This is a genomic window from Mesorhizobium sp. M8A.F.Ca.ET.208.01.1.1 (assembly GCF_004791315.1).
Classification (GTDB): Bacteria; Pseudomonadota; Alphaproteobacteria; order Rhizobiales; family Rhizobiaceae; genus Mesorhizobium.
Window position 1 is genome coordinate 1,068,641 of record NZ_SRUT01000002.1, and the last position, 19,055, is coordinate 1,087,695.

Genomic DNA, 19,055 nt, shown 5'->3' on the forward strand with positions numbered 1-19,055 from the left:
TCTCAGACCTTTTCGACTTCTGGCCGGCCCAATATGCCGGAAGGCAGGAAGATCAGGACGATCGCCAGGATCGAGAAGGCGGCGACATCCTTGTAGTCGATCGAGAAATAGGCCGACCACATGCTCTCGATGAAGCCGATCAGCAGTCCGCCGAGCACGGCCCCCGGAAGCGAGCCGATGCCGCCAAGCACCGCGGCCGTGAAGGCCTTCACACCCGGCACGAAGCCGTCGGAGAAGGCGATGACGCCGTAGTACATCAGGAAAAGCGTGCCGGCGACGGCGGCAAGGGCCGCACCCATGATGAAGGTGATCGAGATGGTGCGGTCGACGTCGATGCCCAGCAGTGCCGCCATCTTGCGGTCCTGCTCGCAGGCGCGTTGCGCCCGGCCAAGCGAGGTCTTGTTGACCAGGTACCAGAACACCGCCAGCAGCAAAGCGGTGACGATGACGATGATGATCTGCTTCAGCGACACACTGACGCCGTTGATGTTGTAGACTTGGCTGACCATCGGCGGGATCGGCTTGTTGCGCGGCCCTTGCGTCACCTGGACGAAGTTCGACAGCGCGATCGACATGCCGATGGCGGTGATCAGCGGCGCCAGCCGGAACGAACCGCGCAGCGGCCGGTAGGCCACTTTCTCGATCGTCCAATTGTAAAGGCTGGTGAGCAGCATCGCCACGATCATCATGACCAGCAGCGCGATGACCACGGGCACCGAATAAAACAGCGCGCCGAGGATGAGGAAGACGATCAGCGCCGTGAAAGCGCCCACCATGAAGATGTCGCCATGGGCGAAATTGATCATGCCGATGATGCCGTAGACCATCGTGTAGCCGATCGCGATCAGCCCATAGATCGATCCCAGCGTCAGCCCATTGATAAGCTGCTGGACGAAGTACTGCATGTGTACATGGCTCCCCTGGAATGTCGCCCATGCAGACGCATTCCTTTTCGTATTTCCCCTAGTCGTAAAGTTTCGAGGCCGGATTGCAACGTGATTTTTTTTGATCGCTCCGCGTGTTTCCAACCACGCCTTCCCGATCGCCCGTTTTTTCCACCCAGCCCCTGGACTATCGCGGACCCTATCATTGGCATAACGCAATGTCTTTGACGATTGCGCCTCATCATGCGCTCCGTTTCGAAGAAATCACCGTCAAAATTAGGTGATGAGAAGAATCGTTGCGTTCCTGACACGGTTCGTTTTTTCGTCACACTCCTTTCCGTAGGGTCAGGATTCTCCCTACTTGACCACAAAACCATGCGCGAACGGATCGCGGTCGTCGATGAAGATGGTGTTCAGTCCGGTCATCCTCGCCCAACCGCCAATCGAGGGGATGATTGCCTGCTTCCCGGCCAAGTTGACCTCCTTTTCGACCTTGCCCTTGAACAGCGACCCGATGATCGATTCATGGACGAAAGCGTCTCCGGCCTTGAGCTTGCCTTTGGCATGGAGCTGCGCCATGCGCGCCGAGGTGCCGGTGCCGCAGGGCGAGCGATCAATCGCCTTGTCGCCGTAGAAGACGGCATTGCGCGCATCCGCGCCCTCGACCGTCGGCTTGCCGGTCCACAGCATGTGCGACAGCCGGTTGATCCCTGGGTTTTCCGGATGCACGAAGGTATATTTCTCGTTGAGCCGTTGCCGCACCACCGGGCTCCAGGCGATGAGGTCGCCGGCCGAATAATCCGCCATGTCGCGATAATTCGCCTGCGGCTCGACGATGGCGTAGAAATTGCCGCCATAGGCGACATCCACCGTGATCTCGCCGAGCCCGGGACATTCGACCGTCAGCCCTTCGGCATGGAGGAACGACGGCACGTTGGTGATGCGCACCTCCTCGACATACTCGCCGACCTGCTTGTATTCGGCGATGACCAGGCCGGCCGGCGTGTCGAGCCGCAACACACCCGGCGTCTTCGGCCTGATCAAGCCGTGCTCGATGGCCATCGTCACCGTGCCGATGGTGCCGTGGCCGCACATGGGCAGGCAACCTGACGTCTCGATGAACAGGATGGCGATGTCGCAGTCCTCGCGTGTCGGCGGGTAGAGGATCGAGCCGGACATCACGTCATGGCCGCGCGGCTCGAACATCAGGCCGGTGCGGATCCAGTCATATTCGGCGAGGAAATGCGCGCGCCGTTCCATCATCGTCGAGCCCTGCAGCAGCGGACCGCCGCCAGCGACCAGCCGCACCGGGTTGCCGCAGGTGTGACCGTCGATGCAGAAGAAGGATTTCTTGGCCATGTCGCTCCTCGAAAATCAAAACCCGAAAAAATCAAAATCGTTGTGGGCTGAAGGGGACCAGATCGACGGACGAAGTCTGCCCCAGAACGAATTCCCTGATCAACCGCCCGGTTGCCGCAGCCTGGGTCAGGCCGAGATGGCCGTGGCCGAAGGCATAGATGACCGCCCGGCTTCGCGCTGCCTTGCCTATGACGGGCACCGAATCCGGCAGCGAGGGCCGGAACCCCATCCATTCGCGTCCGCCCGTGGGATCGAGCCCCGGCAGGAATGCCTGCGCCTTCCGCAAGAGCGCTTTCGCCCTGTTGAAATTGGGCGGCCGTTCGATGCCGCCAAGCTCGACGGCACCGCCGACGCGCAGGCCCGTGTCGAGCGGGGTGATGACGAAGCCGTGGCCGGAGAAGATCAGTTGCCGCCTCACGTCGAACGCGGCTCTCGGCAATGTCGTGTTGTAGCCGCGTTCGGTTTCCAGCGGAATGCGGTCGCCGAGCTGCCGCGCCAGCAGGTGCGACCAGGCGCCCGCGGCAATGACGAGGTGCCTGGCCTGCCTGGTCGAGCCTTCTGCCAGCGTCAGTGTCGCGCCGTCTTGACCGGCGGCGACCCGGTCGATGCGGGCCATCTCGAAACGGGCACCCTTGGACTGCGCGTAGGCCCACACGGCCTTGCCGAGCAGTTTTGGATCGGCGACCGTCTTCCATCCCGGCACGAAGGTGCCCCTGACGAAACGCGGTGACAGCCCCGGCTGCAAGTCCGCCAGGTCCTTGCCCTCGACGTGCCGGAAGCCGATGCCGAAGCGCTCGCGCGCCGCCCAGCCCGACATCGAGGCGCGAAACTCGGCTTCGCTTTCATAGAGCTCGAGCGAACCGTCCTCACGCAGCATCGGCCGCGTGCCGGAACGATCGAGCAGATCCATCCACTCGGCCTCGGCAAGCTTCATCATGCCGGACTGCGCCGCCAGGCTCGCCTCGTATTTCCCTGGCGCGCCGGCGCGCCAGAAGCGAACCAGCCAGGGTAGCAGCTTCGGCAGGTAGACGGGCGGAATGCTGAGCGGGCCGAGCGGATCGGCGAGCCATTTCGGCAGCTGCCGGATCATGCCCTTGTGCGCCAGCGGCAGCACGTCGGAAAAGGCCAAGGCGGCGGCGTTGCCGGAACTCGTCTCCTCGCAGATACCGGTGCGGTCGAAGACCGTGACATCCAGTCCCGCCTCGGCAAGGAAGGCCGCCGCGCAGATGCCGATGATGCCGCCACCGATGATGGCGATGTCGATTACGGCATTGTTACTCATGGCGGCGCACAGTGCAAAACGCCCTCTCTCGCTTCTCCGTGCCAGCCCCCTCATCCGGCCCTTCGGGCCACCTTCTCCCCGCTGGGGAGAAGAGGCTGACGCCAACGCTGGCGAACTCTTCTCCCCCTGGGGAGAAGGTGGCCGCGAAGCGGCCGGATGAGGGGGCCTGCGCCATCGCCAATTCAGAATTGCGGCAGCGTCGGCCGCACCGCGAGCGCATCCTTGACGATCTTCTCGACCGCTTTGCGGCGTTCGCCCGAGAGCGGCATGCGCGGCATGCGCACGCGGTCATTGGTGTTGATGGCGAACACTTCGGCAAGCTTGATGTTCTGCACCAGATAGGTCGAGACATCGAGGTCGAGCAGCGGCCGGAACCAGCGGTAGATGGCGAGCGCCTCTTCGCGGCGTCCCTGCTTCATCAACTGGTAGATGGCGACGGTTTCGCGCGGGAAGGCGGTGACCAGGCCGGCCACCCAACCGATGGCGCCCACCGACAGCGCCTCGAAGGCGAGATTGTCGACGCCGGTGAACAGGTCGTAGCGGCTGCCCAGGCGGTTGATGATCTCGGTCGAGCGGCGGATGTCGTCGGAGGATTCCTTGATGGCGACGAAACGCTTGTCCGACGCAAGCTCCTCCATCTGGTCGACGGTGACATCGACGCGGTAGGCGAGCCGGTTGGAATAGATCATGACCGGCAGGTCGCCGGCCTCGGCCACGGCGCGCAGCGCCGCCACGGTCTCTTCCGCGTTGGTATGATAGATCGGGCTCGGCACCACCATCAGGCCGTTGGCGCCTTCCTTGGCGGCGCGCCTGGCGATGCTGGCGGCCTCGCGGGTGCCGGCCTCGTTGACCGTCAGCAGCACCGGCTTCTTGCCAGCGACCTTCTGCGCGGTCTTCAGCACCTCGATCTTCTCGTCAGGCGACAGCATCGGCCCTTCGCCGAGCGAGCCGCAGACGATGATGCCGTCGCAGCCGGCCTCCATCTGCAGGCTGAAGCAACGCTCCATCTCGGCATGATCGAGCCGGTCGTCGGCGGTGAATTTGGTCGTGACGGCGGGGAAAACTCCGGTCCACATGACTATCTCTCCATCTGATATATCAGCCGTATATCTGTTAGGAAAGCCGCTGTCAATGCGGAATCTGTTATGATATATTTTAGATATATCAGGAGACCGCCTTTGATATCCATGGAAGCAAGCACCGTGTCCGAGCCCGCGGCGACCAGGGCTTATCGCGTCCTCGAACACATGATCGTGACGCTCGAACTGGCGCCGGCGAGTTTTGTCACCGAGGGCTCCCTGATCGAGCGGCTGGCGCTCGGCCGCACGCCGGTGCGCGAGGCGATCCAGCGGCTGGCCTGGGAGGGACTGCTCGATGTCAGGCCGCGTGCCGGCATCGCGATCGCACCGCTGCATCCCGGCGACTGGCTGCGCGTGCTCGACGCAAGGCGCGGCGTCGAGGTGGTGCTCGCACGATCGGCCGCACGCTTCGTCACCCGCGAGGCCGCCGACCTGTTTCACGAGGCCGCGCTTGCCATGCAGAAGGCGGTGATCTCGGGCAATGTGCTTGCCTTCATCCAGGCCGACAAGGCGCTCGACGAAGCGCTGGCGCTGGCCGCCGACAATCCGTTCGCCGCCCGGCTGGCCGCCCCGTTGCAGACCCACAGCCGCCGCTTCTGGTTCCGCTACAAGTCGGACACCGGGCTGGCGGAATCCGCTGAGCACCATGTCGCGTTGATCCGCTCGATCCTCGACGGCGACGAGGAGGGCGCCGCCAAGGACGCCAAGAAGCTGATGGCGCTGCTGCGCGGCCATGCCGAGGTGGCTGCGACACGATAGGCTCGGTCAGGCGTCGGCGGAGCCCTTTTGCGCCGCCCATTTCAACAGGGCATCGAGAGCCGGGCACAGGGCCTGACCCCAATCGGTCAGGCAATACTCGACCTTTGGCGGTACTTGATGGTGAACGATACGGCGGACAATCCCGTCGGCGCCCATCTGCCGGAGCTGCTGGATCAGCATTTTCTGCGAAATAGCCGGTATCGCCCGCTCGAGGTCTGAAAAGCGCAGCACTTTGCCGCCGAACAGATGGAACAGGATCACCAGCTTCCAACGGCCCTCGAGGATGCGTAGCACGTTTTCCACACCGCTCGCTGCGGAGAGCGGCGTCAGCGTCTCAGCCTCACTTTCGGGTAAGTACCTTACTTTTTCGTCGGTTCTTGTCATTTCTCCAGCATACCTCATCTTAGCGGCCGACAACAGCCGCCCCCTCCCACAGACGGCGGCATCCAATTGGAGACAAACCGTGACCGTGACCCTTCCTCCGCCGCTGGCGGATTATTTCGCCGCCAACAACCGCCACGACATCGGCGCGATGCTCGCGCCTTTCACGCTGGACGCCATCGTCAAGGACGAAGGCGAGACCCATCGCGGAACCGAAGCGATCCGCAGGTGGATGCAAAGTACGACCGACAAATATCACGCGACAGTCGAGGTGAAGGAGGCCGGTGTCACAGCCAACGCATGGCGGATCGCCGGTATCGTCTCCGGTGACTTCCCCGGCAGCCCGATAACGCTCCACTACAATTTCACGCTGGGCGGCGACCGGATCGCGAAACTGGAGATTGGCCTATGACCATCCGGCAGACATTCGCGATCGATGACCAGGAGTTCCGGGGCAGGCGCGTGCTGGTCACCGGCGGCACCAAAGGCGCCGGCGAAGCTATCGTTCACCGGCTTGCCGCAGCAGGTGCAACGGTCGCGACGACAGCCCGTTCGCCCGACGCCGGATCACCGGCGGAACTCTTCGTGCAAGCTGACGTCGCCACTCTCGACGGTGCGGCAAACGTGGCCGCCGCCATCATCGACCGTCTTGGCGGCATCGACATCGTCATTCACAGCGTTGGCGGGTCGAAAAGCCCAGGCGGCGGTTTCGCGGCGCTGTCCGACCGGATCTGGCAGGATGAACTCAATCTTAATCTGCTTGCGGCGGTGCGGCTCGACCGCCTGCTTGTCCCGCGCATGATCGAGCAGGGCTCCGGGGCGATCGTACACATCTCGTCGATCCAGCGCCGGTTGCCGCTCCACGAATCCACCATCGCCTATGCGGCGGCGAAGGCGGCCCTTTCAAATTACAGCAAGGCGCTGTCCAAGGAACTCGGGCCACAAGGCATTCGCGTGAACATAGTGGCGCCGGGCTGGATCCACACCACCGCCTCGGAGGCAATGGTGAAGCGGCTGGCGGCCCATTCGGGCTCGGATGAGGAGACCGCCCGCCAAGGTATCATGGACGCGATGGGCGGCATCCCGATCGGCCGGCCGGCATGGCCGCAAGAGATCGCGGAACTGGTGGCCTTCCTCGTTTCGGATCGCGCATCCGCAATCCACGGCGCCGAGTACGTCATCGATGGCGGCACAATTCCGACGGTCTGAAGGCCGCCGCTGGGAGGTCCCGCTGCAGCCTCGCGCCGTCAAGCGCCCGGCATCGCCGCGGTGATGGTCGGGCTGTCCCAGCCTTCGCCGACCGACAGAACACAACTCTGGCCTTTGGTGTCCGAGGCCAGCACGGTCCAGCTACCCTTATCCGAGATGAAGATCTCGAGGACGACGTTCGGATTGATCAGGCCGCGCCCGGCCTCGGTTTCGTGGAATTTGTCGCCGAGCGCCTTGATGATGTCCGCGCGCGCCGCGCATTGCGCCGCCGCGTTCGCTGGCGCGATTCCACCGGTCATCGCGGCCGCCGCCAAAAGTGTCGCCATAAGAAATCGTGTCATCTGACACCTCCTTGCGCCAGACGAGAACCCCGGCTGCCACCGGCGCTGTTTGATTGCCTGCACGCGTGGCAGGAATAAAGCCTAAGGCGGATGGTGGTCTGTTGGTTCCATCACACGGCGATGGAATTATTAGAATGTGGAGATGCTCGCGGGGCGCGAGGCATTGGCATAATGTACCTGACGTCGCGCTCGCGGCGGCGCAGCTGGACGGCGCAAGGCTTAAGCGGACGAAAGCCCCCACATTCCCGACGCCCATGAAAAAGAAGCGCGATTTGCACCGCGCTTTCTCAACTTCGGTTTAGGGGAGCGTCCGGTCAGCTCATCGTCGGGATGACGAACTCGGTTCCGTCCTTGATGCCGGCCCGCGCGCCCGCAGCCGAAGGCGAGGACGCGCAGCCAAGAAACCGTCCGGCTTAGTTCATCGTCGGGATGACGAACTCGGCACCGTCCTTGATGCCGGACGGCCAGCGCGAGGTCACCGTCTTGGTCTTGGTGTAGAAGCGGAAGGCGTCCGGGCCGTGCTGGTTGAGGTCGCCGAAGGAAGACGCCTTCCAGCCGCCGAACGTGTAGTAGGCGATCGGCACCGGGATCGGCACGTTGACGCCGACCATGCCGACCTGGACACGGCTGGCGAAGTCGCGGGCGGCATCGCCGTCGCGGGTGAAGATGGCGACGCCATTGCCCATCTCGTGGTCGTTGGCGAGCTTGATCGCATCCTCATAGCGCGGCGCACGCACAACCGAGAGCACCGGTCCGAAGATTTCTTCCTTGTAGATGCGCATATCCGCGGTCACGTTGTCGAACAGGCAGCCGCCCATATAGTAGCCGTCCTCGTAACCCTGCATCTTGAAGCCGCGGCCGTCGACCACCAGCTTGGCGCCTTCCTTGACGCCGGTGTCGACATAACCCTTGACGCGCTCCAGCGCCTGGGCGGTGACCAGCGGGCCGAAATCGGCGGCCGAATCCGTCGACGGACCGACCTTCAGGCTCTCGACGCGAGGGATCAGCTTTTCCATCAGCCGGTTGGCGGTGTCGTTGCCGACTGGCACGGCGACCGAGATTGCCATGCAGCGCTCGCCGGCCGAACCGTAGCCGGCGCCGATCAGCGCGTCGACGGTCTGGTCCATGTCGGCATCGGGCATGATGATCATGTGGTTCTTGGCGCCGCCGAAGCACTGCACGCGCTTGCCCGCCGCCGTGCCGCGCGAATAGATGTAGTGGGCGATCGGGGTCGAGCCGACAAAGCCGATGGCCTTGATGTCGGGATCGTCGAGGATGGCGTCGACGACATCCTTGTCGCCATTGACGACGTTGAGGATGCCGGCAGGCAGCCCGGCCTCGATGAACAGTTCGGCAATGCGCATCGGCACGCCCGGATCACGCTCCGAAGGCTTCAGGATGAAGGCATTGCCGCAAGCGATCGCCGGCGCGATTTTCCAAAGCGGGATCATGGCGGGGAAATTGAACGGCGTGATGCCTGCGACCACGCCGAGCGGCTGGCGCATCGAATAGACGTCGATGCCGGGGCCGGCGCCGTCGGTGAACTCGCCCTTCATCATATGCGGCGCGCCGATGCAGACCTCGACCACTTCGAGGCCGCGCTGGATGTCGCCCTTGGCGTCGGCGATGGTCTTGCCGTGTTCTCGCGCCAGGATGTCGGCCAGTTCGTCATAGTCGCGGGCGACCAGTTCGAGGAATTTCATCAGCACGCGCACCCGGCGCTGCGGATTGGTGGCCGCCCATTTGGGCTGCGCGGCCTTGGCATCCTCGACTGCGGCCCGCAGTTCCGCCTGCGAGGCCAGCGCCACGGTGCCGCGCACCGAGCCGTCCATCGGCTGCATGACGTCCTGCTTGCGGCCGCTGGTGCCGGCGACACGCTTGCCGCCAATGAAATGACCGTAGTCGATCATGATTTCTCTCCCTTGTTGGTGATGGCGCATTGTCCGCCTTTGGCCGGCGAATGGCAACGCGAGGGAGAACGCAACCGTTGTGCGGAAAATAGACAACAAGCGAGGTCTGTGCATCAATTGCCGCAAATGATAGGTATGCTCACTCTCGCTGGAATCGTTAAGTTGAGCTCCCTCGCGCCCCCCTCCGTCCTGTCGGACCACGCCCTTGAACTGGGATGACGTCCGCATCTTCCTCGCCGTGGCGCGCGCCGGCCAGATCCTTGGCGCCGCGCGGCGGCTGGAGCTCAACCATGCCACCGTCTCGCGCCGCATCGCGGCCCTGGAGGAAGCACTGAGGACAAAACTCTTCCGCCGCCTGACCACCGGCAGCGAGCTGACGCCGGCAGGCGAGCGCTTCCTCGACATCGCCGAGCGCATGGAAGGCGACATGATCGCCGCCCGCTCGACCATATCGGGCGAAGGCGACGACGTGTCCGGAACCGTGCGCATCGGTGCACCCGACGGCTTCGGCGTCGCCTTCCTGGCCAAGCGGCTGGGCGAACTCACCGCCCTGCACCGCGAACTCACCATCCAGCTCGTGCCGGTGCCGCGCTCCTTTTCGCTGTCGCGGCGCGAGGCCGATATCGCGATTACCGTCGAGCGGCCGACCGAAGGGCGGCTGGTTGCCGGAAAGCTGGTCGACTATTCGCTCGGCCTGTTCGCGTCGCGCGCCTACGCCGAAGCCAATGGACTGCCCAGAACCGCCGCCGAACTCGGCCGGCACACCCTCATCGGCTATGTGCCGGACCTCATCGTCAGCCCTTCGCTCGACTACGCGGCCGAATTCAGCGCGGACTGGCGCACCAGCTTCGCCATCTCCTCGGCGCTCGGCCAGGCCGAAGCCGTGCGCTCGGGCGCCGGCATCGGCATCCTGCACACCTTCGTCGCCCGCTCGATGCCGGAGCTGGTGGCCGTCGACGTGGTCGCGCCCATCCGCCGCGCCTACTGGCTGGTCTACCATGAATCGGTGAGGCCGCTGCGCCGCGTCCAGATCGTCGCCAGCTTCATCACCAAGGCGGTTGAGCGTGAGCGGGGCCTCTTCCTGTAGAAGCGCCGTCACGGCACAAACACGGCCGGTCCCCACACGCCGCCTTTTCCTTGCCACAAAACCAGCCAGTGTGGCATCAGGCGTGCGGCCCTCGGCCACGCAAGGCGGGCGCCGGGTGGGGACATCTTTCAGAAAGCTGGCGCGGATAGACATGCGAGCCGTTCTTGCCATCCTGCCGCTGCTTCTTGTCTCCGCATGCGCCAATCCATGGACAAAGGTACCGGAAGCCGAATTGCCCAAGCCGATCCGCTACGCCATGGCGCGCCCCTCGCCTTTCGTCATCGGCAATTACTGCGGTCCCGGCACCCGCACCGGCGATCTGTCGGCCCGGCCGGTCGACCGCCTCGACGCCGTTTGCCGAACCCATGACGCCTGCTACATCGCCCGCCGCGACCATTGCGACTGCGACGGCGCCCTTGTCGCCTCGGCGCGGGCAATCCGCGACGACAAGACGGCACCGCGCAAGACGCGCAGCGAGGCCGAACTGCTGATCGCCACCTTCGCCATACCCGTCTGCAAGGTTTTTCCGCAAGGTTTCATGCCGCCGCGCGACCCGGCGCAGTTGAGCGCCATGAAGGCCGGAGCCAACGGGTGAATAGCCGCACGATCGTCATCCTCGCCCTGTTCGGGCTGGCTGCCCTTGCCGGTTGTGCCGGTGCGGGTAGCAATGCCTGCGACTTCCTGGCGGGACAGGAAGCTTGCGCGCGGCCCTCGCTGTCGGCCGGCACGCCCGGGCCACAGGTCGCGGCGGCGTGGTTCTTCGGCAATGCCATCGACAGCGACTACGAAAGACGGTTCCTGGCGCTGCTTGCCAACAACCAGCTCGGCGCCATGGACCGAGCCAACGGCACCGGCCCGTTCGGGCGCAACCGCCGCGATGTCCAGAACCGCGATTTCCAGGCAACATATTCGACACTACGGCAACTGGCCGGACCGGTCGCCAACGCTCATCTGCCGCCGGCCAGTGGGGGCGGCGGCGACGGCCATTTCGACGGCCGCTGGCGGGTGTCGCGGCAGACGCTCTACATCGATGCGGCGGCGCGGGCCTCGGCTTCCAAGACCTTCGATTTTTCCGGCTTGCAGGCACGCAACACCGAGATCGTCGTGCGCCAGGCCGGCCAGCAGCCAGCCGATATCGAAGGCAGTTGCGACGGCGCATTGGCGATCCGCGCCGCCGGAGCCTCACGCACCATTGCCGCCGGCGCGGCATTCCGCCTTCGCCTGTCGAGCGAGAACGACACGGTCAGCCTGTTTCCGGCCGATGACCTGAACCGGTGCACGGCAAGGATCCGCTCCAGCCTCGCGCCCACCGGCGCGCCGCTCACCATCCGGCGCGAAGAGACCGCCGATCCGGCGCTCGCCAGTTTGGATAGCCGCTACCAGCGCTGCCCGGTCCCCGACGGCGCCGGCCTCGACGCCCTCGAGCGCGCGTTCTATGCCGGCCGGTGGCTGTCGCAGACCTGCGCCATGCCGATCGGCCACCCCAGGCTGCTGCGCAAATCGCGCGATGGCTTCAACGCCAAGGTCGAGGCACTGATGGGCGCGCCTCTGTCCGATGCGGCAATAGACAAGGGCGATCCGGAATTGCCGCTCGATTTCTCGAAGGCGCCAAGGCTGAAGCTGATCTATCTGTCCTCGCTCGAATTCAAGGCCGACTTTTCCGGGCGCATCATCGAACGGCTGATCCGCCATCATGCAGCGCTTGGCGCCAAGGTGCGCATCATGGTCACCGACGTGCTTGAACGTGACAAGGACGACGCCATGCTGCAGCGCCTGGCGGCCGAATTCCCCAATGTCGAGCTGCAGGAATACCGCTGGCGGGCGGATCATGGCGCGCCGATCGACGAGCAGATTTCACAGCTGCACAAGACCCATCATATCAAGATGCTGGCGACGCTGGCGCAGGACCCCGCGCGTTCGCGCGTGATCATCGGCGGCCGCAACATCCATGATGGCTTCCTGTTCCACCGGCCGATCGACCTGTCCCGCTATCCGGACCTCGAGCAATACGGCAAGACCGATGGCCTTTCGCTGAACTACTATTCGAACTGGAGCGACTTCGACATCGAGTTCGCCGACAGGGCGATGGTCGAGACGCTCGCCGCGCATCTGTCGACAATATGGCTGCGCGACGCCGACACAAACCTGGCGCGTCCCTTCTCCATCCCGGTCCACGGAGATGGCCTGCCATCTGGCAATGTCCGGCATTTCATTTCGGTGCCCTATGAGGATGACCACGCGCTGGAGGCCTATTTCGTCGAGCTGGTCGACGCCGCCCAGCACCATATCCAGATCGTCAACCCTTACCTCAATCTGACGCCGAGCCTCGCCCGGGCCTTCGATCGGGCGCTCGCCCGCGGCGTCAAGATCGACATTGTCGGCCGCATCGACCTCAAGGGCGATATCGGCGGCAGGTTCCTCACCGCGCTCAACAAGCTGTTCGTCGAGAAATATGGCGACCGCATCGACATCCGCGAATTCAAGGCACCTGACGTGGTGCTGCATTCCAAGATCATGATGATCGATGAAAGGCTGGTCGCCATCTCCTCGGTCAACCTCAATAACCGCAGCTTCTTCCACGATTCGGAAAACGGCATGATGGTGCTCGACCCCGCCTTCTACGCCAGGATGAAGCCGGTCTATGACGACTATCTCGCCCACTCGAACCCGGTTTCCACCAAACTGACGATCCCGTGGGCCTACCGGCTGCTGTTCGACGAGGCCTGGGTCAGGCAGGCGTTCTGATGCAATTCCAGGAAAAGTGCGAAGCGGTTTTCCGTCCGGAATTGCATCCACCCAAGAGATGTCGCCCAAAAGTGGCTCCGGTTTTGGGGCAACGACATGCATCAAAGCAAGGAACAGAGCGCGCCGGCGAGACGCGCGCGGGCTATTTAAGATAACGCTCCTGCGCCAGGGCACGCACGTCGATGTCGGGTACCCGGTTCGAGATGATGTCGGCCAGCACCTTGGCCGAGCCGCAGGCCATGGTCCAGCCCAGCGTTCCATGGCCGGTATTGAGATAGAGGTTGGACAGTTCGGTGCGGCCGATCAGCGGTGGTCCATCCGGCGTCATCGGCCGCAGCCCGCACCAGAACGTCGCCTCGCGCATGGCGCCGGCGCCCGGAAAGAGATCGCCGACCGAGTGTTCCAGGGTGCGGCGCCGCGATTCGTGCAGCCTGAGATCGAAGCCGGAAATCTCGGCCGTGCCGCCGACGCGGATGCGGTCACCAAGCCGGGTGATCGCGACCTTGTAGGTCTCGTCCATTACGGTCGACACCGGTGCGGCGGCGGCGTCCTTGATCGGCACCGTGATCGAGTAGCCTTTGACCGGATAGACCGGGATCGACCGCTTCATCCGGCGCATGAAACCCGCCGAATAGCTGCCCAGCGCCATGACATAGGCGTCTGCCGCCTTCCAGCCAGCACTGGTGCTCAGATTGGCGACACGATTGCGGCTGCGGATGACGCGCCAGATGGTCACGTCGTACTCGAACTTGACGCCGCGCGCCACGCAGAGCTCGGTCAGCCTGTCGGTGAACATCTTGCAGTCGCCGGTCTCGTCATGCGGCAGTCTCAGCCCCCCGACGAACTTCTTGCGCACGCCGGCCAGCCCCGGCTCCGCCGCGATGCAGCCATCCTTGTCGAGGATTTCGTACGGCACGCCATATTTCTTCAGCACCTCGACATCGCCTCCAGTGCCGTCGAGTTGCTTTTGCGTGCGAAACAGCTGCAGCGTGCCCTGGGTCCGCTCGTCATAGGCAATGCCGGTCGCTTCGCGCAGCGCCTTCAGCGTGTCGCGGCTGTATTCCGCCAGCGGCACCATGCGCGCTTTGTTGATGGCGTAGCGCTCGGCGGTGCAGTTGCGCAGCATCTTGACCAGCCATGTCCACATATGCGGGTCGAAGGCCGGCCGGACCACCAGCGGGCCGTGCTTCATCAGGAGCCACTTGATCGCCTTGAGCGGAATGCCGGGGCCGGCCCAGGGCGAGGCATAGCCGGGCGAAATCTCGCCGGCATTGGCAAAGCTGGTCTCCAGCGCCGGGCCTTTCTGGCGGTCGATCACCGTCACCTCATGGCCGGCCTCGGCGAGATAATAGGCCGTGGTCACCCCGATGACGCCACTGCCCAGCACCATGATCTTCATCATTCACTCCTTACGCCGTGTCCTTCATGCCGAAGGACACGGCCACATCTGCGATTTGCGCACGATCGCCGGCGAAAATCGATTCCGATCTTCTCAACCATGCGCCGTGGCTTTTCACGCCGCCGACGGACCGGGATCGTCGTCTTTCCCTGTCTGCCGCATTCCTGCCGTCTCGCCAAGAGGCCGGATAGACGTGTCAGCGCTGTAGACGAGGGTCAGCCCATGTGGCCGCGATCCGCCAGCGGAAGCTCTTTCCCGGGCTGCCCGCCGCGCGGCTTCCGGCTGATAGAGCACCGCCTTGATCCGGATCGATTCGCGCCTGCCGTCGGGGTGTTCGAGCGATGCCGTCTGGCCTTGCGCCATGCCAAGCATGCACAGGCCGCGCCTGGTTACCACCGACAGGCTGGAGCCGACCGGTCCGCGCACGTCGTTCTGCACCAGGGTGCGCGTCTCGGCCGCACCGGCATCGACGCAAAACACCACCCGGCTGTTCAGCGTCACGATATCGGGTTCGACCGACTCGATGGGCACGACGCCGGCATTGGAAAGCTTCTCTTCGATCATCGCGACCATCGGATCCGCGAATGCCCGCCGGCGCTCGAGCATTACTTCCAGGACGGCGAAATCCTTCGTCGTCAGGCGGCAGCTTCCGTTTTTCATTATCGCCTCCACGATCAGTGCTCGCCGCCGCCGGCGGGCGTATCGACCGCCTCCACGGTTGCCGACAGTTTGCGGCCGCCACGGCCGCTCCAGAACACCACCTGTCCGGTGCTGACGCCAACAAGCGCCGTTCCCATCGGCGTCAGCACCGAGATCCGGTTTTCGGCAATGTCGGCGTCGCCTGGATAGACCAGCGTGATGCGCCTGATATCACCGCCTTCACCGCGAACCGTGACTGTCGACCCCATTCGCACGACGCCGGCCGGAATTGCCGCCGCTTCCGTAATCACCGCCCGGTCCAATTCCGCGAGCAGCTCATCGGCCGTCTCGGGCGCGCGGTCGAGCACGGTCCGGGCCAGGCCGGTCAACCTGTCATGGTCGGTGTCGCTGATTAGAATTTGGACGGATGGATGCAGTCCCGTTGCATGTTGCATGGCAAACCTCATGGATCGGCGCATCGAACGGATGCGCGCTTGCCGCCGCGTTGACGGCGGCCTGATGAAAGCCGGCAGCCGCGGAGAGCGGTGCGGCTTGATGGCGATGGGTGGATGTATGGATGCCCCGGTACGGACGAACGCCGAAAGGCGGCCGCGCCGGGGCTACGATCCCGCGATCGGGCAGACCCTGAACAAGGTTCTGATATAAGCGAGGTTGCTCATGCGCCGAACCTTGCCGACAGGCGTCCGCTTGTCAAGCGTGGCCAAACCGCTCAACCGCCGACATAGCGCCGGTGGAAGCGCGTGCCGAGACTGGCCAGGATTTCGTAGCCGATGGTGCCGGCATGGCCGGCGGCGTCGTCGACGGTTTGCGAAGGGCCGAGCAGTTCGACGAGATCCCCTTCCCGAAGCTTGCCGGGCGGCAGGGCGGAAATGTCGAGAATGATCGAATCCATCGACACCCGTCCGAGGAAGGGCAGGCGCACCCCCTCGAACCAGGCGGCCGACGCGGACCGGCGCAGCCAGCCATCCGCATAGCCGAACGAGATCGTCGCCAGGCTGAGCGGCGCTTCCGCGTGATAGGTGTGGCCATAGCCGATGCCGGTGCCCTGTTCGACGCTGCGCGTCTGCGCCACCTTGGCCTGCAGCCGCACCACGGGCTGCATCGGATTGGGTTCGGCAGGTGTCGGATTGATGCCGTAGAGCGCGGCGCCAGGGCGGGCGAGATCATAATGGTAGGACGGCCCCAGAAAGATGCCGGAGGAGTTGGCGAGCGAAGCGGGTGCCTCGGGTAGCCTGGCGCGCAACCGCTCGAAGGCCAGCCGCTGCTGTTCATTGGCGGGATGGCGCGGCTCGTCCGCGCATGCCAGATGGCTCATCACATATCTGACGGCGATGCCGTCGAACGCGGCGGCATCACCGGCCATCGCCTCGACTTCGGCCGGCGCCATGCCAAGCCGCGACATGCCGCTGTCGACCTGGATGGCGGCTGGAAGTTTTCGGCCAACGCGATGCGCCGCCGCGCGCCAGGCTTCCAACTGCGCGCCACTGTTGACGACCGCGCACAGATCGGACGCGACCGCCTCCGGCTCGGAGCCTGGCGGCAATCCGTTCAGCACGTAGATCTCAGGTCCGGCTCCGATCGCCTTGCGCAGCGCGATGCCTTCGGCCAGCAGCGCGACGAAGAAGATGCCGCAGCCTTCCTTCATCAGCGCCGATGCCACTTGGCTCGCGCCGAGACCGTAGCCGTTGGCTTTGACTACGCCGGCACAACGTGCGCCGCCCAGCCTTGCCTTCAGCCGCCGGTAGTTTTCACGGATCGCACCGAGATCGATGGTCAAGATCGCCCCGGCAGCCGCTTGGCTTACGGCGGCGACGTCATGGGGCAGCGACCTTGCGGGGGCGTCGTTCATGGCGACCCTCCTTGTAGCGGATTAACATCAATAGGACCGACGCGCCGGCACGGCAACCAAGGTCCTTCGAACCCGGTCGCAACTCGTCCAGCTACGGCACCAGGTGCCGGAACGCCGCCACCACGTCTTCATAGACCTTGCGCTTGAACGGCACGATCAGGTCGGGAAGATCCTGCATCGGCCGCCACGACCATTTGTCGAATTCGGCGGTGTGGCCGCCCGGCGGCGGGTTGATCTGGATTTCGCTGGTATCGCCGTGGAAGCGGAACGCGAACCATTTCTGGGTCTGGCCGCGATACCTGCCCTTGAAGGCAATGCCGACGAGATGATCCGGCAGGTCGTAGTTGATCCAGTCCGGCGCCTCGGCCAGCAGCGAGACGCTGCGCATGCCGGTCTCCTCATAGAGCTCCCGCTCCGCCGCCTGCAGCGGCTCCTCGCCCTTGTCGATGCCGCCCTGCGGCATCTGCCAGAGCTGCGTCGTGCCGGCGAACTCGCTGTCGGGTTCGGCAATGCGATGCCCGACCCAGACCAGGCCATCGCCATTGAGGATCATCAGCCCGACACAGGGGCGATAAGGCAGCGTTTCGCGGTCGACTTTTTTGGCCATGGGTGAGATTCCAGCCGTTTTGAGAATTTCGCTCCCGGTGACGCAGGTGGAGAGCGGTTTCGAGAACCGGAGCGGAGCGTACTTAAAGTACGCGAGTACCGGAAGCGCGGAAAGCACCGCCAGATGCCCACCGGAGTAGAATTATCAAGACGGGCTGTTAGCCTTTTTGCGGATCGACGGCCACCGCTGAAACCGGCACGATCTCGATGCCACGCTTCTTCGCTTCAGCGATCCAGGAGGTGACGGTGTCGACCGTCAGGTCGAAAGCCGAGCCGATACCGACAGCGGTACCCTTGGCACGCGCGGTCGCTTCGAGACTGTCGAGCTTCTTCAGGATGGCGCCGCGATCCTGGACCGCGTCGATCGCCGTGTCGCCGGCGACGAAGGGCACGCCATCCTTCAACGCCATGTCCGGAGCCAGGCTGCGCGCCGACGAGCCGTCGTCGATATAGGCGAGGCCCCTTTTGCCGAGCTCGGCCATGAACGGCTGCATCGCCGCCGCGTCGGAGGAAAAACGCGCGCCCATATAGTTCATGACGCCGGTATAGTTCGTCGTCCGCGACAGCGCCCAGTGCAGATTCCTGAGATTCTCGTCGGGGGTCGCCGCCACCGTCAGCGTGTTGCGGCCGGGGTTGACGTTGGGATAGTCGAACGGTTCGAGCGGCACCTGCATGACGATCTCATGGCCGCTCTGCCTCGCGGCCTGCATCCAGCGGCCGATGCTGTTGCCCTGCGGCGCGAAGGCCAGCGTCACTTCCGCCGGCAGTTTGGCGATCGCCGCCTGGGTGCCGGTCTGTGAAACAGCGAGCCCGCCAATGACGATGGCAACACGTGCGCCACGCGTGCCGGACCATGGCCGCGCATAGACGTCGAACGGCCGCCGGCCATCGGCGGAGCGCATCGGCAAAGGCCCGGTTTCACTGGTTTCGATCAGCGCCCTGTCGGGAATATGCGCGATCTTGAGGTTCTGGCCGACTGTCGACGGATCGCGAATGACGATTGCCGCCTTGGGAGGGCCATCGCCTTCTTCCGTCTGCACATGGATGATCTGCGGACCGCCGCTCTTGGTCGACAAGTCCTTCGCCGGCGTCTCCACCTTTGGCGTCGCTGCCGGGGCCAATGCGGGAGACGACACGGCGGGCTCCGCCGCCGCGGTCACTTTCGGCGTCGAAACGGCGACTTCCTGCGGTTTTCGAAACGGCTTTTCCCTGAGCGCGATCGCGGCCGAGACTCCGACCACGGCCAGCACGACCGCGCTCGCCGCGATCACGCCTACGCTGATCTTGCCGGCGGCACGCGGCGCCCGGACCGTCTGTCCAAGCGGGCGTTCGATGTCCTTGCCGATATCAGCCAAGCCCTGTCCCCGGTGCACGGTCCGAAGGCGACCTCCTTCGGGAAGACATGCACGAATTCATCAATCCTGGCCACCCTTGGCGCCGTCCCTGGAGGCCTGGTCCTGCCCCGAATCAAACTGCCGGAACCTCACGGTCCCGGCAGCATCGCA

At 64.5% G+C, this 19,055-nt stretch carries 20 protein-coding genes; 7 read left to right on the top strand and 13 right to left on the bottom strand.

What is annotated here, in order from left to right; genetic code table 11:
• Nucleotides 1-2 precede the first annotated feature (2 nt).
• The 4 genes from EN851_RS15790 to EN851_RS15805 form a co-directional block, all read right to left on the bottom strand.
• Nucleotides 3-905: a branched-chain amino acid ABC transporter permease LivH gene (locus EN851_RS15790; RefSeq protein ID WP_127276526.1), complete on the bottom strand. Its 903-nt coding sequence runs from the start codon at nucleotides 903-905 to the stop codon at nucleotides 3-5.
• A 336-nt stretch (nucleotides 906-1,241) separates the two neighbouring features.
• Nucleotides 1,242-2,243: a 4-hydroxyproline epimerase gene (locus tag EN851_RS15795; protein WP_135929560.1), complete on the bottom strand. Its 1,002-nt coding sequence runs from the start codon at nucleotides 2,241-2,243 to the stop codon at nucleotides 1,242-1,244.
• Between the two features lie 31 nt (nucleotides 2,244-2,274).
• The gene (locus EN851_RS15800; RefSeq protein ID WP_189521852.1) at nucleotides 2,275-3,525 is read right to left on the bottom strand and encodes an FAD-dependent oxidoreductase; all 1,251 of its coding nucleotides are present in this window, start codon (nucleotides 3,523-3,525) and stop codon (nucleotides 2,275-2,277) included.
• Between the two features lie 182 nt (nucleotides 3,526-3,707).
• The gene (locus EN851_RS15805) at nucleotides 3,708-4,601 is read right to left on the bottom strand and encodes a dihydrodipicolinate synthase family protein (RefSeq protein WP_127276532.1); all 894 of its coding nucleotides are present in this window, start codon (nucleotides 4,599-4,601) and stop codon (nucleotides 3,708-3,710) included.
• A 69-nt stretch (nucleotides 4,602-4,670) separates the two neighbouring features.
• Between EN851_RS15805 and EN851_RS15810 the strand changes: the two genes are divergently transcribed.
• A complete protein-coding gene (locus tag EN851_RS15810; RefSeq protein ID WP_189343586.1) occupies nucleotides 4,671-5,363 on the top strand; it encodes a GntR family transcriptional regulator in 693 nt (230 codons plus the stop codon).
• A gap of 6 nt (nucleotides 5,364-5,369) precedes the next feature.
• Here the strand turns inward: EN851_RS15810 and EN851_RS15815 are convergent, their stop codons facing one another.
• The gene (locus EN851_RS15815) at nucleotides 5,370-5,747 is read right to left on the bottom strand and encodes a winged helix-turn-helix transcriptional regulator (protein WP_127276536.1); all 378 of its coding nucleotides are present in this window, start codon (nucleotides 5,745-5,747) and stop codon (nucleotides 5,370-5,372) included.
• Nucleotides 5,748-5,826: 79 nt separating this feature from the next.
• Here EN851_RS15815 and EN851_RS15820 point away from each other — a divergent pair, with 79 nt between their 5' ends.
• Both EN851_RS15820 and EN851_RS15825 read left to right on the top strand, forming a co-directional pair.
• Nucleotides 5,827-6,156 (top strand): nuclear transport factor 2 family protein, encoded by a 330-nt coding sequence (locus EN851_RS15820; RefSeq protein WP_127276538.1) that lies wholly within the window; start codon nucleotides 5,827-5,829, stop codon nucleotides 6,154-6,156.
• A complete protein-coding gene (locus EN851_RS15825) occupies nucleotides 6,153-6,953 on the top strand; it encodes an SDR family oxidoreductase (protein WP_127872152.1) in 801 nt (266 codons plus the stop codon). Before EN851_RS15820 ends, EN851_RS15825 begins: the two co-directional genes overlap by 4 nt.
• Nucleotides 6,954-6,991: 38 nt before the next feature.
• On the opposite strand, the gene EN851_RS15830 is transcribed toward EN851_RS15825, so the two are convergent.
• Both EN851_RS15830 and EN851_RS15835 read right to left on the bottom strand, forming a co-directional pair.
• Nucleotides 6,992-7,294 (bottom strand): hypothetical protein, encoded by a 303-nt coding sequence (locus tag EN851_RS15830; RefSeq protein ID WP_127280981.1) that lies wholly within the window; start codon nucleotides 7,292-7,294, stop codon nucleotides 6,992-6,994.
• Between the two features lie 413 nt (nucleotides 7,295-7,707).
• Entirely contained in the window at nucleotides 7,708-9,204 is a 1,497-nt protein-coding gene (locus EN851_RS15835) for a CoA-acylating methylmalonate-semialdehyde dehydrogenase (protein WP_135929561.1), read from the bottom strand.
• A gap of 205 nt (nucleotides 9,205-9,409) precedes the next feature.
• On the opposite strand from EN851_RS15835, the gene EN851_RS15840 reads away from it, so the two are divergent.
• The 3 genes from EN851_RS15840 to EN851_RS15850 all read left to right on the top strand — a co-directional run bounded on the left by EN851_RS15840 (nucleotide 9,410) and on the right by EN851_RS15850 (nucleotide 13,036).
• A complete protein-coding gene (locus EN851_RS15840; protein WP_127872154.1) occupies nucleotides 9,410-10,291 on the top strand; it encodes a LysR family transcriptional regulator in 882 nt (293 codons plus the stop codon).
• Between the two features lie 151 nt (nucleotides 10,292-10,442).
• Nucleotides 10,443-10,886 (top strand): hypothetical protein, encoded by a 444-nt coding sequence (locus tag EN851_RS15845; protein WP_135929562.1) that lies wholly within the window; start codon nucleotides 10,443-10,445, stop codon nucleotides 10,884-10,886.
• Nucleotides 10,883-13,036, top strand: coding sequence for a phosphatidylserine/phosphatidylglycerophosphate/cardiolipin synthase family protein (locus EN851_RS15850; RefSeq protein WP_135929563.1), 2,154 nt, complete (start codon nucleotides 10,883-10,885; stop codon nucleotides 13,034-13,036). The genes EN851_RS15845 and EN851_RS15850 overlap by 4 nt, the downstream gene beginning before the upstream one ends.
• Nucleotides 13,037-13,178: 142 nt before the next feature.
• Here EN851_RS15850 and EN851_RS15855 read toward each other — a convergent pair whose 3' ends face one another.
• The 3 genes from EN851_RS15855 to rnk form a co-directional block, all read right to left on the bottom strand.
• Nucleotides 13,179-14,435 carry a D-amino acid dehydrogenase gene (locus tag EN851_RS15855; protein WP_135882274.1) on the bottom strand — a complete coding sequence of 419 codons (1,257 nt, stop codon included), beginning with the start codon at nucleotides 14,433-14,435 and terminating at the stop codon, nucleotides 13,179-13,181.
• Between the two features lie 114 nt (nucleotides 14,436-14,549).
• The gene (locus tag EN851_RS15860; RefSeq protein WP_135929564.1) at nucleotides 14,550-15,095 is read right to left on the bottom strand and encodes a GreA/GreB family elongation factor; all 546 of its coding nucleotides are present in this window, start codon (nucleotides 15,093-15,095) and stop codon (nucleotides 14,550-14,552) included.
• 14 nt (nucleotides 15,096-15,109) lie between these two features.
• Nucleotides 15,110-15,529, bottom strand: a complete 420-nt coding sequence (gene rnk, locus EN851_RS15865; protein WP_135863249.1) for a nucleoside diphosphate kinase regulator — start codon at nucleotides 15,527-15,529, stop codon at nucleotides 15,110-15,112.
• 10 nt (nucleotides 15,530-15,539) lie between these two features.
• Here rnk and EN851_RS15870 point away from each other — a divergent pair, with 10 nt between their 5' ends.
• Nucleotides 15,540-15,740 carry a hypothetical protein gene (locus EN851_RS15870; RefSeq protein WP_127281267.1) on the top strand — a complete coding sequence of 67 codons (201 nt, stop codon included), beginning with the start codon at nucleotides 15,540-15,542 and terminating at the stop codon, nucleotides 15,738-15,740.
• Between the two features lie 64 nt (nucleotides 15,741-15,804).
• Here EN851_RS15870 and alr read toward each other — a convergent pair whose 3' ends face one another.
• From alr to EN851_RS15885, 3 genes are all read right to left on the bottom strand, one after another.
• Nucleotides 15,805-16,944: an alanine racemase gene (alr, locus tag EN851_RS15875; protein ID WP_135929565.1), complete on the bottom strand. Its 1,140-nt coding sequence runs from the start codon at nucleotides 16,942-16,944 to the stop codon at nucleotides 15,805-15,807.
• 91 nt (nucleotides 16,945-17,035) lie between these two features.
• Nucleotides 17,036-17,551 (bottom strand): RNA pyrophosphohydrolase, encoded by a 516-nt coding sequence (locus tag EN851_RS15880; protein ID WP_135929566.1) that lies wholly within the window; start codon nucleotides 17,549-17,551, stop codon nucleotides 17,036-17,038.
• 157 nt (nucleotides 17,552-17,708) lie between these two features.
• Nucleotides 17,709-18,905: a divergent polysaccharide deacetylase family protein gene (locus tag EN851_RS15885; protein WP_135929567.1), complete on the bottom strand. Its 1,197-nt coding sequence runs from the start codon at nucleotides 18,903-18,905 to the stop codon at nucleotides 17,709-17,711.
• Between the last annotated feature and the right edge of the window lie 150 nt (nucleotides 18,906-19,055).

What these genes read in the sequence shown, in the direction of transcription:
- EN851_RS15825 (WP_127872152.1), top strand. Translation starts at nt 6,153, where the DNA reads ATGACCATCCGGCAGACATTCGCGATCGATGACCAGGAGTTCCGGGGC.
- EN851_RS15810 (WP_189343586.1), top strand. Translation starts at nt 4,671, where the DNA reads ATGATATATTTTAGATATATCAGGAGACCGCCTTTGATATCCATGGAA.
- EN851_RS15860 (WP_135929564.1), bottom strand. Translation starts at nt 15,095, where the DNA reads ATGAAAAACGGAAGCTGCCGCCTGACGACGAAGGATTTCGCCGTCCTG.
- EN851_RS15795 (WP_135929560.1), bottom strand. Translation starts at nt 2,243, where the DNA reads ATGGCCAAGAAATCCTTCTTCTGCATCGACGGTCACACCTGCGGCAAC.
- rnk (WP_135863249.1), bottom strand. Translation starts at nt 15,529, where the DNA reads ATGCAACATGCAACGGGACTGCATCCATCCGTCCAAATTCTAATCAGC.
- EN851_RS15800 (WP_189521852.1), bottom strand. Translation starts at nt 3,525, where the DNA reads ATGAGTAACAATGCCGTAATCGACATCGCCATCATCGGTGGCGGCATC.
- EN851_RS15790 (WP_127276526.1), bottom strand. Translation starts at nt 905, where the DNA reads ATGCAGTACTTCGTCCAGCAGCTTATCAATGGGCTGACGCTGGGATCG.
- EN851_RS15815 (WP_127276536.1), bottom strand. Translation starts at nt 5,747, where the DNA reads ATGACAAGAACCGACGAAAAAGTAAGGTACTTACCCGAAAGTGAGGCT.
- alr (WP_135929565.1), bottom strand. Translation starts at nt 16,944, where the DNA reads ATGAACGACGCCCCCGCAAGGTCGCTGCCCCATGACGTCGCCGCCGTA.
- EN851_RS15845 (WP_135929562.1), top strand. Translation starts at nt 10,443, where the DNA reads ATGCGAGCCGTTCTTGCCATCCTGCCGCTGCTTCTTGTCTCCGCATGC.
- EN851_RS15830 (WP_127280981.1), bottom strand. Translation starts at nt 7,294, where the DNA reads ATGACACGATTTCTTATGGCGACACTTTTGGCGGCGGCCGCGATGACC.
- EN851_RS15855 (WP_135882274.1), bottom strand. Translation starts at nt 14,435, where the DNA reads ATGAAGATCATGGTGCTGGGCAGTGGCGTCATCGGGGTGACCACGGCC.
- EN851_RS15835 (WP_135929561.1), bottom strand. Translation starts at nt 9,204, where the DNA reads ATGATCGACTACGGTCATTTCATTGGCGGCAAGCGTGTCGCCGGCACC.
- EN851_RS15805 (WP_127276532.1), bottom strand. Translation starts at nt 4,601, where the DNA reads ATGTGGACCGGAGTTTTCCCCGCCGTCACGACCAAATTCACCGCCGAC.
- EN851_RS15880 (WP_135929566.1), bottom strand. Translation starts at nt 17,551, where the DNA reads ATGGCCAAAAAAGTCGACCGCGAAACGCTGCCTTATCGCCCCTGTGTC.
- EN851_RS15870 (WP_127281267.1), top strand. Translation starts at nt 15,540, where the DNA reads ATGGATCGGCGCATCGAACGGATGCGCGCTTGCCGCCGCGTTGACGGC.